A 16,874-nucleotide genomic window follows, 5' to 3' on the forward strand; every position below is an offset into this window, starting at 1 on the left:
AGAGAATTTTCTACTTCAAGGCTGTTCTATTTTAGGGGGTAGTTACAATTCAATAATATATATTTTAGATATATAATAATTTTAGTTTGCTATAACAAAAAAGCCCAGTATTAAACTGGGCTTTTGGTTTAACTATACATTCTAGGAAAATACTCGCTGATTTTATCATTATCGAATAATCTATCTTTTGTAAAATCAACTGTATCAGATACAGCAATTGCTGGCCGCAATTCTTTTATAAAATCTTCGATAGAGGCATAGACTGTGGGGATTAAAAACCTGAAATAATCCCCCATTTTGGTTTTTCCCTTATAGCCGACTACAAAATCCTCACCAGGCGTGCAACCTTCTACTGCGTAATAGACAAACAAACCTTTTTGAGCAGGTAAACCCTCATCAGAAATAACATTCTCACGTTTAGACTCTTCAAATAATTGTTTCTCAATCTATTTTCTATTCTTATATTCCCTATACTTAAGACCTGAATATAAATCCAATATAGTTTCGCCATGTTTCTTATATGAATACTGACTATATATGTCCAAACCTTCGAATATATGTTCCATAAAAGGATCTAATAATGATATTGAATGAGGATTAGATAGTAGAGCCTTAGGCAAATCTCCCCAGCAGTTATTCACCATTACTGCAATTTTTCCAAATTTATCCATTGCTGGCCAGAGAAATATTGTTCCAAATTCTGGTTTCCAATTTGCATTTAAATCTTCATAACTCATTTAAAATTTTCCTCTGGCCATGTTGCTTTACAGTTATTACAAGTATCAGCTTATGCTTCTTTATCGTATTTTTTATTATATATATTTCTTGTATTCAATGTTTAAGTAAATTTAATCATTAATATTGTAAATAACTTATGAGGAACTAAATAATATGACGCCAATTGAATATAAAACCCTAGAACAAGTAGCATAATTTTCTACATCAGTTTTGTACTAACTATGAGGTATTTACAAATCTTTTTCATTTAATTTGACTCTGTTTATGTAAAAAGCCCCGAATCATGATTCGAGGCTTTTAAGTTAACTCACTATATTTTGGTCAATATCTCCTGTCAGATAAAACTCATTAAAAGCTTTTCTGACTAGAGTAAAATTTTCGCTTATAGTTCTATTATCCCATAAGTCACCTTGTAAACTTATCAATCCAGGGGAGCGTGTATCATCCCAAAAGGTTCTTACTTCTACACCATCATCAACTTCCGGATTTGATTTTCCAAACATAACCAGATATTTTTGTTTTTCTGCATAAAGCGTTAGCCTAAAAGGAATATTACCTTCCTCTTCATTTTGTTCTAAATAAAGAACACCACTATTTGATACAAATAAATCCAGAGAATTATTTATATCTTCTATTGTCGGATTAAGGTTAACAATACCTGTGTCATTATCATATACCTCACCGTAAAGGCGTCCATTGAATTTAAATCTATTTACCATTTTGGAGTCTCCGTTATCTTAAATCTTGCCATACCAGCTTCCCATTCATATGTTTTATAGGCTGTTTTTGTCTCTGCAAATATTTTTAATGAGTTAAGTTTTGATGCTTTTGCCATTGTAACTACATCCGTTCGACAATAATCACAAAGATCCTTTCCTGTCACTTTCATAACTGCATCAGCACCTTTAGTTAATCCCTTATCCGCTGCCTGTTGTAATGCACCTATTTCTGCATGTGCGTTACCCATATGACTATTTGGAAATGGTCTTCCATCTTTTGATTTCTTATCGCCTATTTTATCTCGTATCAAAGTTGGTTTGTTAGGATCAGCCTTTCTTTTTGATCGAGCAGCCCGAGCTCTTGGATTAGAACTTCATTCTATTTATGTAAAAAAGCCTCGAATCATGATTCGAGGCTTTTAAGTTAACTCACTATATTTTGGTCAATATCTCCTGTCAGATAAAACTCATTAAAAGCTTTTCTGACCAAGGAAAAATCTTCAGTGATTATTGAATTATCCCATAAATCCCCCAAGAGATATAATTCTCCTGGCGTACGCGTATTATCATAAAAAGTTCTTACTTCTACACCATCATCAACTTCCGGATTTGATTTTCCAAACATAACCAGATATTTTTGTTTTTCTGCATAAAGCGTTAACCTAAAAGGAATATTACCTTCCTCTTTATTTTGTTCTAAATCTAGAACGCCAGTATTTGATACAAATAAATCCAGAGAATTATTTATATCTTCTATTGTCGGATTAAGGTTAACAATACTTTTATCATAATCATATATCCTACCATAAAACGTTCCATTAAATTTAAATCTATTTACCATTTTGGAGTCTCCGTTATCTTAAATCTTGCCATACCAGCTTCCCATTCATACAATTTATAAGACTTGTCAGTCTCTGCATATATTTTCAATGAGTTAAGTTTTGATGCTTTTGCCATTGCAACTATATCCGTTTGACAATAACCACAAACATCTTTTCCTGTCACTTTCATAACTGCATCAGCACCTTCAGTTAAGCCTTTATTCGCAGCCTGTTGTAATGCACCTACTTCTGCATGTGCGTTACCCATATGACTATTTGGAAATGGTCTTCCATCTTTTGATTTCTTATCGCCTATTTTATCTCGTATCAAAGTTGGTTTATTAGGATCAGCCTTTCTTTTTGATCGAGCAGCCCGAGCTCCTGGATTATAATCTTTAAATGTTCTACCACCAATTTTTAATTCAGCTGTAACAATAGGTTTTCTTGCAGCCTTAGCAGCTTTGTATGCAGTTACGTATGGAGAAAGCTTTTTAACAACATACCCAGCGCCTTTAGTAATGCCTTTTTCAACAAATTTAAAGCCTACCATTACACCGGCAACCTGACCTACATTATACCAACCTGAACAGTCATCAACACTACCTATATCATATTCTTTTCTAATCCATTTGGTTGCTCCTAATGATACTACGTCGCCAAATCCCGCAGAGAAGTTACTTGCATCATCAATAAAATGAGGCCATGAATACAACCCATACGGATCCATGTATATTAATGGATTGGCATTAGCATAGCCATACAGATTCAGTCCACCTATCACCCCTAGTGGATCAGCTTCTATATAGCGACCTGTTTGCGGGTTATAGTGTCTGGCTAGGTTGTAATATAAGCCGCTTTCCTGATCATAATACTGTCCTGGCTGGCGCAAATTCAGGGTAATCTGGTTATCTGGATCCAGTTGGGTATTACCAAAGGCATCGGCAATGCCTTTCCATGTCTGCTGCCCTCTTGAATTTACTGCCAGCTGCGGAGTACCCAGATAATCGGTTATCAGGTAGTGATAGTCTGCGTTTTTTAAGGTTTGGTTATTGTCCAGACTGGCCTGCCACAATGGGCTGCTTCCCCATACGGTATCCGGCATCCAGCCATACGCTACCTGCATTGTGCCATTCTGATCCAGCTCGCCTATCAGGCCTTCATCGCTATACAGGTAATAGGTAGTTTCGCCATTTACTGTTTTGCTGATGCGGCGGCCAAACGGGTCGTACTGGTAGTGTGCTTTTTCTGTATCATCGTCCTGAATGCTGATCAATTGATTGATACTATCGTACTGATAGCTGCGCTGTTTACCATTTAGCTGTTCGCTAATTAAGTTGCCGGTGGCATCATAGCTCAGTGCTGTCTGCTGCTTACCCGCGCCCCATTGGACTAGCTGACCATTGCTGTTGTATTGCCATTCTCCTGTTTGATGAGCGCTACCGGTACGATTACCGGTGGCATCATAGCTATAGGATTCTACCGGCAAGCCTTTTCGTTGCAGGCTTTGATCTGGGTTGACTTGTGTTAAGCGATCCAATGCATCGTAGCGATAATCGATAATACCTTGTTCAGTATTACTCTGAATAATATTGCCAGATTTGTCGTACTGATAATCACGCTGGAGCAGAACTTTGTTATCTGCATTGGTAACCCGTATACTCAGTGGCTGCTGTAATGCGGTATAGGTCATGCTGGTTTTGCTGCCCGGAGCGGTAATGCTTTCAGGCTGATTCCAGCGATAACTATCCCAGGTTATTTGTTCGCCATTGGGTAGCTGTACTTGTTGCAGTTGTCCTTGTGCATAATGATATTGAACTACGCTGTTATCTGGATAGGTAATGCTGGCCAGATTGCCATCAGCATCATAGCTATACTGCAATTCTTTGCTTATTTTTTGGTTATTGCTCTGATAGGTAATGGTTTCTTTGATTCTGCGACCAAGTTTGTCCAGTACGTAGTTAAAGCTGCTTTGGGTATCGCCAACCTGGTTCACACCGGTAAGCTGGCCGGCATCGTTGTAACTATAGGTGATGCGCTGTTCAGCAGTAGTCTGGCCTTTGGCAAAATAGCTTTCTTCAATCAGGTTGCCTGTTTGATCATATTGATAATGTATTTCGTTACCATTGGCATCTTTCTGAGCAATAAGCTGATCAACAGTGTTGTAAATATATTCTGTCTGATTACCTGATGCTCCTGTTTCTTTAATCAGGTTACCATTGTTGTCATAGCTGAATGTGTAGCTACGGCCGCCTGGATCAGTAATACTCTCCAGATTGCCCATTTCATCCCAGCTATTGCTGATTTCTCCACCCAGTGCATCTATGGTTTTGATGATATTGCCATAGGCGTCATAACGAGCCATGAAAGTACTGCCATCGGGATTGGTAATACTAGCTGGCAGTCCTTGCTCGTTATAACTGATGCTGGTCATCAAACTGATATTGTTATCCAGTACCTGACTGACACTGGTGGGTAGGCCTATGGTATTGTAGTTATATGTTTCGGTGTAGGTTGGATACAGGGTTTTAACAATCAGGCCGTCCAGACCACTGCCTTTGTTGCCATACTCTACGGATGTGATGTTTCCGGCACTATCTTGTTGGCTTTTGGGTCTGCCCTGTTTATCGTAGCTTTGTTTAATTTCCAAACCAGACGGCGATATAACACTAACTGGATTTCCGGCCAGATCATAGTTATAGGTGTAGGTCTGATTCAGTGCATCAGTAGCCTTGACCTGCCAGCCCTGACTATTGTACTGATAGCTGTAATTGGTGGTATTACCCATTGAATCTGTTATCTGAGTAATCCGCCCTAGGGCATCACTAGTATATTTTGTTATCCGTCCCTGTGGGTCGATAGCTTGCTCGGGAATACCAGCTGCATTGTAGTTTAGTTGCCAAATATTATTTGCTGGTGTTTTAACACTGGTTACTTGTCCCTGAACATTGTGGGTAAATTGATAGGTATTACCGTTAGCATCGGTGTAACTGCTAATATTTCCATATTTATCCAAGGTTTGTTGCAAATTTATTATCTGCTTTTTACCAGATTTTATGCCATTAGCTTGACCATACTGATCATACTCCCACGATATGATGCGCTGTTCTGGTTTTCCTTTCGCCTGAATAATTTGAGTTACTTTATTTTGATCGTTATATTGCAATTCAGTTACATTACCACCAGCATCGATATGCTTAGTTAACATACCTTTAGTGTTGTACTGGTAATTTTCTGTGCTGCCATCTGCTGCAATAATTTTGATTGGACGTTCTTCACTATCTTTTTGAACAATAGTTGCAATACCACGTTCATTAAAAATTTTTACCTGATTGGTAGCAGTATCCTGTTCATAGCGCAGCTTAAGTTCGTTATTAACAGTTTTCGATAACTGGCGACCTTGTGAATCAAATACATTTACTGTTTTAATACCGAGTGGATCAGTAACGGTAATGGTGTACTGTTTGTTAACACGGTTATATTCGGTGTTATATACAGTTACTGCACCAGTTTTCGCTGTAATTTTGCCTACCCGCGCCAGTTTGTTTTCATGATCAGCCGCACTGGTGTTGACTACGGTGCTTTGGGATATTTTGCCTCCATTTCTGCCACTATCCATAAACATATGAAGTGACGGGACTGATAAAACATAATCAATTTTGGTGATGCCGCCATCGGGTTCGGTTTTGCTATTGAGTTGGCCGTTTTTATCGTAACCATACTTCCACACATTACCCATGACATCAGTAACTTTGGTCAGCTGGTCACCAGACCAGCTATAGCTAACGCTACGCCCACTGCGGTCGGTGGCTTTGATCAGGTGTTCCTTATTATCATAGTCAAGACTATAAACCAGCTCACCGTTGTGGTCTTTAATGGCTTTGCGCCGGCCATCTTTATCCAGCTCAAAGCTGACTTTAACATTACTGGCATTGCCATAGTCCAGTGGCCGCCCTTTGCTGTCATAGTTAATCCAGTTTCCCAGCATATCTGTCCAGCGCCAGCCACTATCAGTTTTTCTGATTGATACCTGATGGAAGGTATATAGATCAGCCGTCCCACTGCGCTGGTATAGCGTACCGGCACGGTCGATGGTTTTGACGCTATTATCGAGAGGATCGAGCACAAAGCGCAGTTCTGCCCACGCCGGATTCAGATACCAGCGTCCATTTTCCCAGGTACGCTTTAACTTTACCTCACCACCAAGTACTTTAACCCGCATATCCACGGTATTTTCAGTGTATTCAGTATTTGGTAATCTGACACTGGCATAGGCTATTTGTGACAGTGTTATAAGCAGCATAATAATGAAACTGCCGGTAATACTAAGCAGCTTATCGACCGCCCTGATTCGGTGGCGTTTTGTATTTTTTATTTTCATATTATGTCCTTTGGTTTAAATAATTAAATTTGGTTTTATTTGCAGTTATTAACATCCGCCATTACTGGCTCCATCGCTAGCGCAAGGTGCATCAGGTGTACAGCCTGGAGTAATAGGCATTGCTGATGGTGAACCGGCCCCACTGCTACCAAAGCTGCCGCCACCACCGCCTAGTGAACCACCGCCAGCCCAACCCCAGCTGGTATTTTTGGTAGAACATTTTTTACCGGTGTACTGATAAAAACGTCCGCTGCTGCTGCCTTTGGAAATGTCACCAGTGGGGCACTCACTTTGGTGTGTTTCTTGATAGCTGGCTTCGTAAGAAGTACAGTCATCGTTATCATCCGCTGGTGCTGAGCGTAATAAACTTGCCTTTGGGCTGGTTCTGGTTTGTGCAGATGCCGACTGTTTGGGATCCAGAGCGGTTACTTTATAGGAAATAACTACTTTTTCTTTTGGCTTGAGTACGCTGGGCACTTCCCCAAAAAATTCATACTTAAATCTGGAATCTGTTTTAGGCAGATTTAAAACAACATTATCGGCCTGTACTAATCCATAGTTACTTACTGTAATCTGGCCAGTTTTTTCTTCGCCAACCTGCATACCACCAAGGTTGATGGATAGTGGCTCCAGCAGGATTACCGGTGCTGGTACCTGTGTATTAAAGGAGGCGTTCACATTAATGTCATAGACATCTTTTATGGTGGTTTCGGTTACATTAAACTCGACATTTATTGTTTGATATTCCAGAAAAACGTGCTGGTTAGTGGTGCTGTCGGGCTGAATAACTATACGGCCGCTGGCATCCATATGATTGGGTGCACTAACGCGGTAGCGGTAGATACCTGCTGGCAATTTACTTAATGAAGCAATACCATCTTTATCGGTATTGAGGGTATACTGTTCAGTTAGTACGCTATCATTCTGCAATTTGATGGTTGCCCCTTTAACGCCTTTAATCAGCTGGCCTTGTGCATCCAGTGTAGCGGTATAAATATCAGCCACATCAAACTGGACAATGCCCTGTCCACTCTGGGTAACAGAGATGCTTACCGGAATGGTGCCGGAAAGTTTGCCGCCTGTAGACACTCTGATGATAAAGTTGTAGATGCCATCTGCAATGCTGTTATCTGGTTGTGCCATGATTTGCACGGGTACTTTTTCATCTACCGCAATGGCATCAATATTTTTATCACTGGCAATAAATACCCAGCTCGGTGCAGGATTACCCTGTTTATCTACCAGCTCTATCTGAACATTTTCAGCTTTCGCCAAACCTTTATTGCCTACGCTGACATTGGCTGTGGTACTTGTATTCTGCTGTAAGCCAGTCTGGATATAGCTTGGAGATGCATACAGATCGGGCATGGGCTGGCCAAGCTGATAATTAATCTGTAATTTACCCCGTACCAGATCACCTGAATCTTCGGCGAAAGCAACCAGATACAAGCTACCTTTTTCGGCAGCATTGTTATCCGCAGTAAATTTAATCGTTGTAGTGCGGCTTTGGCCGGGCGCAATATCTACTGCTTCAGACTGGATATTAATGCCCTGTGGCAATACACCATCTGGCTGATTTTCAGGTGCAAGCACCCAGCGCAATTTTTTCGCACCGGTACTGGCTGTAGCATTAATCTGTATCGGTGTGGTAATGGTACGCGGAGCTTTGAGCTGATAGCCCTGAATATTAAAGGCAACCCGGTTAATGGCAAAGCTGCCCTGATGGGTAACAGTTTTTTCGTCAGGATGAATAATGCCTACCTGATAAGTTCCCGTATCAGACTCTTGAGGAGTAAAGGTATAGGAAAAATGGCCAGTTTCATCTGTGGCAACTGCAATTTTTCGCTCAAAGCCTTTTACATTCAATACCAGCTTCAGTGGAACACTGGCTGCAGCCGTATTATCAGCACGATACAGTGCCTGACCAGCAATGGTAACTGGCTGCGGACCATAGCTAACAGCCGGGCTGATTGTAGTAATTTTACCGGTATAAGGTGTAGGTGGTGGTGCCGGCGGTTCTATTTTGACCTTGACGGTGCGTGTACTGGTAACTATTTTGCCGCTGGTATTGGTGACTTTTGCCGTTAGTTTATGGCTACCGTTGTCCTGCATGGTAAGTGGCCAGTGTGCCTGATAGGGGCGTTCTGTCAGTGTGGCAAAGCGTTTGTCATCAACCAGCAGCTCAACTTTTTCGATACCCAGTTCGTCTGCTGCATCTACCTGAATATCTACCGGAGCGGCAAGGGTTTGATTATCGCCGGGTGTGGTAATCATGCCTGTGGGTATTGGCAAGGCAAAATCAAATGTTACTGCTGCACTGGGCTCACTGCGGCCATAATTATTTTGCCCGATAGCATGCAAGCGGTAACTGCCCTCTTTGCTTAACTGGATATCCTGATTAAAATAGCCTTGGGTATTCACAGCTACAGGCTGGCCAACCGGTTGGTCATTCAGATATAACTGCACTTTACTACCCGATTCGGCTGTACCCTGAACCTTTAATTGGGCGGTTTTAACCTTTGTCTGGGTAACCGGACTGATCAGTACTGGCGGTGTAACCACAATAGCCGCTGCCTGAGTGTAGTCAGAGATGTTACCGGCTTTATCAACTGCATTCAGGCGGGCATATAACGAACCAGTAGATGGCATATTATCAATCTGCACACTATTGGCTTGAACATTAATATCCTGATCCACCAATGGCTGATTAAAATCAGGATTATTTGCTATCTGTAGGTGTACTGAAGCAATCCCACTCAGGTTATCGCTGCTGTTGTAACCAATTCGCACCGCATTCTCATTGACGCGATTAAATTTATTCAGTTCAACAACTGGCTTGGTAGTATCAATCGTTGTGGTGCCAGATCGTGCAGACCATGGCTCCCATGTATCGCCGTTATTAATACTTCCTCTTACTCGGGCACGATAAGATTTGCCATTCTGTAAACCATCATTGAAAGTAAACTGATTGATATTATTCAGTAGTTCTTTATGAACGGAATTACCGGAAGCATCCTGAATTTCTATTTCCCAAGTATTAAGTGTATCAATGTTCTTCCATGACCAGGCTGGTGGCTGATTGCTATATCGGGCAGCCGGTTTTGGCGCAGGTGGCGTTAAACCCGAAATATCAATAAATTCGTATTCGGCATTTTCATCTTTACTGTAATCCGTTAAATCACTATTAGGCGTAAATAAAATTGCCTGTTCTGGCTTGATTGTATCAGCCTTATTACAGCCTATCTGCACATTGCTTGGCCGCACCCCCTGTATACCAATGGTAGCTTCTTTGCCTTTACTGCGACCATCATTTAATGAGCGATATTGATATTTAATCTGGTTTGAGCCTTCATAAAGAATAGCCTGAAATGTGCCCATAGGCAGATTGGAGCCATAAAAATACTGATTTGTCCATTGAACAATTAGTTTTCTTTCGGGTGCTTCACCCTGCATTTCGTATTTAATGGTTCCTTTAGTTTTCCCGGCAACGTTCGTTCTTAAATCATCCCAGAATACATACAATGTATTATTAATTGCTGGCAGGCAATAATTGCTATAACTGGTAGTTGGATTTTCAAATTGCAATAATCCATTAGTACTGACATAAAATTTATTATAATTTTTGCCATAATAATTAAAATCAAAGCCTATCGGTAATGCGCCACTGACTATATCGTCACCATTCAGACGTGTGTCGGTACCTGCATAGCTTGATGCATAGGCAATGGTGCATAACGCACAGAAAATCATTACGTATGTTTTTTTCTGCTTATTTTTATGCTCTTGTTGTTTATTCCGACTTAAACCGGGAAACCGGTTTTTCCAGTATTGATAAATATTCATTGTGTGCCCCTCATTGGTCAGAAAGCTCCTTAAATAAGTTATATGGTTAACCGGCAAGGTCTAGATAGGCTTTGTCCGGCATGTTTGATTAATTTTGTTTGTTGTTGTACATAGTGCTGATAAGCTGCTATTCCCCCTCGCAACCAAATAACATTGGCCGAATCGGCAAAACTGATTTGCTGTTGCAACCTTTTTAAAGTCTGCTCATCCGGGCTAATTAGTACGTAGCGGATAAAATCATCACTGCTTTTAGCGTTATTGCGGATAAACTGCTTCAGCGCTGATGCTGTTATTTGTGTCAGTGCAAATTGTTTAACCGGCTGTTCAGGTAATGTAGCTAATTGTTCAGCATTTAGGCCTAGCGTAATAATCTGCCAGTGAATGGTTTTGCCTCCGGATAAAAATTCTTCCGCAGAAATTTCCTGCTGGCGCGACTGTGCGGGCTGGTGTAATTTTTGCCACTCATAAATGCCACCATTTAAAGCAAAAGTATGCTTAAAGCCTTTTTTTCTTAAACGGTTAATGGTCTGATTAACTGATAGCTGATCAAACCCGCTTCCAAGCAGAATAACGGGTTTATCAAACAAAAATTGGGCACCAGACAACTGGTGAAGCGGAATAGCCAGCATATCCAGCCCGGATTCTTTGTTCTTGATGCCAGACCTCACATCCACCCAGACAGCATGCTGCAACTGTTGCTGACTCAACTGCTGTATGGTTAGCCAATTTTTTTTATCTAGCGGCTGTTTATTGCGGTTATCAGGCCAGCTTATAGCTACAGGCAATATTGTCGGATCAGGCTCATTATTCTGGCAGGCAGTAAAATCCTGCGCGAATATCTGGGCGCTAATAAAAAATAATAATCCGAAAAATACAATAATCTGTTTTAATTTCAGCATATCTATATCTTTTTATTATTGATTTATAATTACCAATTAATATCCAGCCAAATACATAGTGCCTTTTTATAAGTAGGTATATCGAAATATATTCATTATATTTCAGCATTTTATATCCTATTTATACATATCAGATATTAATTAGCATACAATCATTCTGCTTAACTGTAACGCCAGAATCTTGCTTAAACTGGGATTATTACCACTTTAGGCACAGTAAACAGTCTGATTATTCTGCTTTATCCTTGCTGGCACAGGTGCATTTGTTGTGCTAAAAGCGTGCATAATCGTTACTTTGTTGCCAGCCCTCGAACACGCTGTTAACAGAAAACCAGCCTGATATCTCTATCAAAATTAAGCCAGATAATTATTTATCAAACATAATCTCTTCATTAACAATATTATCTAAACAGGTTCAGCATCATAAAATTCACACCAAATTTATGCTAAATACATAAATTTATCTGTCAGCATTGGTTTAAATAAAACAATAAATTTTCAGTTTTTGAAAATACTATTTGATTGCTAGATTAACTTTATTTCACTGTATTCAAAATTTAAATAGTAATTAAATTGTCAGAATTTTCATTCTATAGCCTTAATAAATAAAAGTATTTACATAGCCTGTATAGGCAGATAGGCGAATTTGGTTTTATTTCATTATTCACATCAATCCACCCTGCTTACCATTGCAGGGTGATGTGTCTGTAATTTTGAATAATGTAATTAAACGCTTCTGCCAGCTATCAGCACAACCAACACTTATCTAACAAATGTTGTACCGAAAATTAAATTTAATCGAATTCAGCATCAGAATATCTCAGAGCTTTGTATTTTGCGCTCAATTTTCTTTTTATGTCTGAATCCAAAATGGATAAAGCCGTAGCCAAGCAATATATTGCTACAGCACCAATATCATTTTTACTAAATAACAGTAATTCAATCTAAGTTGTTTGCGAATATTATCACACCTTATTCTTTATAAGCAAATTATTTGCACTAACCCATTTGATAAAACTAAAGCCCAGAAACCATTCAAACACACCATGCTTATTACATAAAAAAATAGTACATTGCTGTACGCTTTGATTTAAGTTTTGAACGATTAAAAAGGTTAATAGCATGTTTATATAACCAAATTTATTGGCCATTTTTTACTTATCGCCCTACTCATACAGGAAATACAAGCGAATTATTGCTTTTATCCACATCAGCGAGCTGGTTCCGTATCCGCGCAATAAAATCGCTCTTTGCACTAGTGCCAATTACCGTTGTTGTTAAGAATAAATGCGCCATATCTGATAACAATACATAATCCCAGTGTACGGTTTTAATATTTAGGCAAATATCTCTGCTTTATCGATTGAAAAAAAATTGCTCAGTTTTTTGCGTTGCAAACAGATTATCTTCTGGCACAATATGCTTAATATTACTGGCTACGGCATTAACCTGTGCAGATAAAAGCCTTATATGTTTTAGTATATGTACCAAGCCAGAAAGTAAGGCCACGGAAATTTATTTCCGTGGCCTGTTTTAACTCTCTAATTCTGTTTATATTACCTGACAATATAATGCTGATTATGCACACTGATATCGGGAATCCGCCGCTGTGACTGAAAAATATCATAAGCTGGTTTCAACTCCTGCCAAAAAGCATCATGTGTAGAACCTTGATATTTTTTCATATTGGCCGTATTCATTTTGAACGGAAAAATATGTATTGGGACTTCTGTCTGACCACTATTTAATGCCTGACTAACCAATGCATAGATTTCTTCTATACCATTATCTGTCATGGCATAGCAGCCAATAGAAACACATTTGCCATGAATCATTATATAACTGCCTGTATAGCCTTTTGACCTGTCATAGGCATTCGGGTAGCCAATATTAAACGCCAGATGATAATTGCTGTTTGGATTGAGCAGACTCTTCCGCGTAGCATAAAATCCTTCCGGACTTTTGCCATCTCCTTCTGCCTTTTTAGGCCCTAAGCCACCGGAGAAGGTACATATTTTCCAGATTTTAGATAACTGGTACTGCTGATTTTTATGTTTATACCATATTTCCAGTATACCTTCCTGCTTGAACAGTCTCAAATAAATTTTATCCCCGGGAGCAGGAAAATTAATGCTGGTAGCTTGTGCCTGATTCATTACAGGATGGGTATTGTGAAAGCTATTTGATATATTATTAATAGCAGGTATTGTGTCAATGTACGCTGACTGATTTTTCCATACAAAGAAAATGCCTACAATTAAAGTAAGCAGGCAACAGATAATATTGCAGATGAAAACTTTTTTATATCTTGATTTAATACCAGTATTTTTATTTCTAAATAGATTAGAAGCCAGTAACCCAATAAAAGCAGCAAGCAAAAATATCAGACTGGATAAGCAAAGCAAATTTCCAATTAGTTTCGACATATCTTCTCTTCTCTCGCCTTCTATACAAGGTTAATTGTAATTACGGCCAATCATTTTCAATCAAAAAATTCGATCAACAATATTACGTATTTACTTTAAAAGTAAATAAATATAAATTTTCTAATATTACTATAGTATGTAAGCTTAAACCAATTTAATTGGGATTTAAATTTTTGAATCTGGTTCTGGCGCTTTCTTCATTAATTTATATGACATCTTTAATATGCTTAAACAATTAGTTAGCCAAAAGCAATAAGAAAGTTTGAATGATAGGGATATATTATTTGTTGAACGGGCATAACCGATGTCATGATTTCCTGATTATTTTCTTTATGCAATACCGTTTGTTGATAAATTTTTGCAATTTAATCAGATATCAGATATATGCCATTTAAATGAACAACTTAATCCGGCCGGTCGCTACTGCGCAAGATAAGGTACTTTTGCATAAATACACCCAATTAAATAATAAACTGGCTGCTTTTTGAGCAGCCAGTTTACTTTGCTTGGTTACTTCTGTATCCACGCCACTGAATTCATATAAATGCACCACATCTCCATCAAGTGCCAGAAAATTAGCGGTTTTATCTCTGTTTTTACTTCATGGATTAAAATGCCTGTATCCGTGGCTTTCAACAGCCTAGTAACCAATTCACTAATAGCCTGCTTGGCTGATGGCTTAATTGGCTACTTTTCACATCTCGTGTACTGACACAGGAAGTGTAACCGAATTATTACTTGTATCCGGATCAGCGAGCTGGCTCTGCACCCGAGCAATAAAATCACCCTTACCATCGGCTCCAGTTACCTTTACTGTTAGCAATACAATAGCCGCTTCACCTAATGGCAGCTCATTAACCCGCTTTTCTGCCTTATTGTAATTGCCCATCAGTACTTTCTGGCTGGTTATTTGCAGATTAGAGCCTAAAACAGGTTGCAGATAAATATTGCGTGCATCCATTGGCCCTTTATTGCTGATGGTTACTAACACTTGCACACTATCATCAGCTAGTGTAGGTATCCGCCGCAGTTTTTCAACCTCCAGCGCAATATCGGCCACACCAGGCTGTACAGCAACGCTAACCTGATTATTATTTAAATCAGCATCCTCAGTCTCACTATCTACGCGTGCAGTGAACTGGCCAACTTTTTCAGTGCCTTTTATTTTTACTGTTAGCAATAGCTTCGTACTTTCACCGGCTGCAAGCTTATCAATCCGCTCATCCTGAGTATTGTAATTTCCCGCCACAACTTTCTGGCCGGTAATTTCAAGATTATCAGATAAATTAGTCTGCATATAAATATTACGTGCGCTTGCTGTGCCCTGATTTGCGATAGTCAGCAATAACTGCGTTGTATCCTGTGCTAATACAGAATCCCATTGTACGAGTTCAATATTCAGTGATACATCTGCTTTACCAGGTACAGAAGGCTGAGCAGCTTTTTGCTTCGCAAACAGATTATTTTCTGCATGCATATTATCTGTTAACACAATATGCTCAATCTTGCCTGCTACAGCATTACCTCCGGCACTGCCCGCAATAGCTGGCCCGTCAATCATACCCGCTACATCGGTAACCCAGATGGAATAGTCGCCAGCCAGTAACTTATCGAAAATAAACTTACCTGAATCATCAGTATAAGCAACCTGCTCAACCCTATTGCCAGCGTTATCCTGACCAGACAAGACAACTTTAACATGATTCAGCCCGGGTTCTCCATTATTCAGCAGACCATTTGCATCCAGATCATTGTACACCTTACCAGCAATCATGCCCTTAGCCTGAACATTTTCATGCTTAAATAAATTATATTTTCCGGTTGAATCATGATCAAAGACATTCACATAATAAGACCAAGACAAATCTTTATTACGTGATTTGGATAACCAGACATTATCATTTAATAAGCGTTTACCATCCGAACGTACAACATCATGTGGCTGTTTGCTACCTTTAAAAGGATCAGCTACTTTGGTATAGACAAACCCACTGGTGGCCGGAAAAGTTAGCTGATAGCCATCACTGGCTGTTTTTAAAGCAGCCTGATTACTTTGCTCGCTTACTTCTGTATCCACACCATTGGATTGATACAGGCGCACCACATCACCATCAAGTGCCAGAAAATCGGCAATATTATCACTATCAGGCAAATCAACTGTCACATCATGGATTAAAGTGTGTGTATTCGTGGCCTTTAACAGACTGGTAACAGCACCACCCAAAGTATCAGCATGAGTAAATGTCGCATTGAAATCAGTAAACGTACCCGACAGACTGGCACTCATATTCCAACGGCCGACAGTAGCCGCACCCGCGTCTATATCACCAAAATTCAGCAACAAACTTTTGCCGGCCGGCTGATTTCCGATATAGCTACCCAGAATACTGAAGTCAACCAGTAAATTCTTTTTGTTTTCGACAATTTTAGGCTGGGCTGAATCAATCATGGTTTTATAGGAAATACCTTTACCGTCATTTTTGATGCGTACGCCCAAAGTAAATGGAACAGGCGGTTCTTCCTCTGCAGTAAAAGGATCATCCCCGTAAACCTCACCCGGCAAGAAATAATCCAATGTCAGCAATGGCTGCGGTTTCACCACCACGTAATCAGGCGCAACATCAACCGTGGTTTCCTGACCATTGAGCTCATAGGTAAGTCTGGCACCAATGTTGTAAAGCGTGTCTTTATCTTTAGCAGCTCCATATGCCGGTATAATCAGCCAGTGAATATTCGCGTTGGATTTTGCTGTTATCTGCCCTGTTCCGCTGATATCATTAACCCCGGAGAGGGAATTAATACGATAGAAAAACTTGGCTTTACTCTCCTCAGTGCTCTGAGTTACCTCAACCGGCTGATTATCCTTATCAGTAAAAATCAGCTCAACCCGGATATTTTTCAGCCTGTCGTCCAGACCGTTTTTAATTAACATTCGTGCATCAAAAGCCTGTCGCTCAAAAGACAGTTTCTGCTCAATCACGATTTTAACTTCTGCACACTCTACATCTTGCGCAAATACTGATCTGGCTGGCATTATGCTACAGAAAAAA

The 16,874-nt window shown here is 39.7% G+C and carries 8 protein-coding genes and 1 pseudogene; all 9 read right to left on the reverse strand.

Annotated elements, in window-relative coordinates; genetic code table 11:
* Nucleotides 1–446: 446 nt before the first annotated feature.
* On the reverse strand, nt 447–737 hold the full coding sequence (locus MJ764_RS05430) for a hypothetical protein (protein WP_239325333.1): 291 nt from the start codon (nt 735–737) through the stop codon (nt 447–449).
* A gap of 303 nt (nt 738–1,040) precedes the next feature.
* Entirely contained in the window at nt 1,041–1,457 is a 417-nt protein-coding gene (locus MJ764_RS05435; protein WP_239325334.1) for a DUF6911 family protein, read from the reverse strand.
* Nucleotides 1,451–1,789, reverse strand: a pseudogene (locus tag MJ764_RS05440) (cytidine deaminase-like fold-containing protein); the annotation flags it as partial. The gene MJ764_RS05435 and the pseudogene MJ764_RS05440, both read right to left, overlap by 7 nt.
* Nucleotides 1,790–1,881: 92 nt before the next feature.
* On the reverse strand, nt 1,882–2,298 hold the full coding sequence (locus MJ764_RS05445) for a DUF6911 family protein (RefSeq protein ID WP_239325336.1): 417 nt from the start codon (nt 2,296–2,298) through the stop codon (nt 1,882–1,884).
* Nucleotides 2,292–6,656 carry a cytidine deaminase-like fold-containing protein gene (locus tag MJ764_RS05450; protein ID WP_239325337.1) on the reverse strand — a complete coding sequence of 1,455 codons (4,365 nt, stop codon included), beginning with the start codon at nt 6,654–6,656 and terminating at the stop codon, nt 2,292–2,294. The genes MJ764_RS05445 and MJ764_RS05450 overlap by 7 nt, the downstream gene beginning before the upstream one ends.
* A 48-nt stretch (nt 6,657–6,704) precedes the next feature.
* Nucleotides 6,705–10,499, reverse strand: a complete 3,795-nt coding sequence (locus tag MJ764_RS05455) for an Ig-like domain-containing protein (protein WP_239325338.1) — start codon at nt 10,497–10,499, stop codon at nt 6,705–6,707.
* A gap of 38 nt (nt 10,500–10,537) precedes the next feature.
* Nucleotides 10,538–11,398, reverse strand: a complete 861-nt coding sequence (locus tag MJ764_RS05460; protein WP_239325339.1) for a rhodanese-like domain-containing protein — start codon at nt 11,396–11,398, stop codon at nt 10,538–10,540.
* Nucleotides 11,399–12,954: 1,556 nt separating this feature from the next.
* On the reverse strand, nt 12,955–13,554 hold the full coding sequence (locus MJ764_RS05465; protein WP_239325341.1) for a L,D-transpeptidase family protein: 600 nt from the start codon (nt 13,552–13,554) through the stop codon (nt 12,955–12,957).
* Between the two features lie 964 nt (nt 13,555–14,518).
* The gene (locus MJ764_RS05470) at nt 14,519–16,858 is read right to left on the reverse strand and encodes an SdrD B-like domain-containing protein (RefSeq protein ID WP_239325343.1); all 2,340 of its coding nucleotides are present in this window, start codon (nt 16,856–16,858) and stop codon (nt 14,519–14,521) included.
* Nucleotides 16,859–16,874: the final 16 nt, after the last annotated feature.

The organism is Snodgrassella gandavensis (assembly GCF_914768025.1).
Taxonomy (GTDB): domain Bacteria; phylum Pseudomonadota; class Gammaproteobacteria; order Burkholderiales; family Neisseriaceae; genus Snodgrassella; species Snodgrassella gandavensis.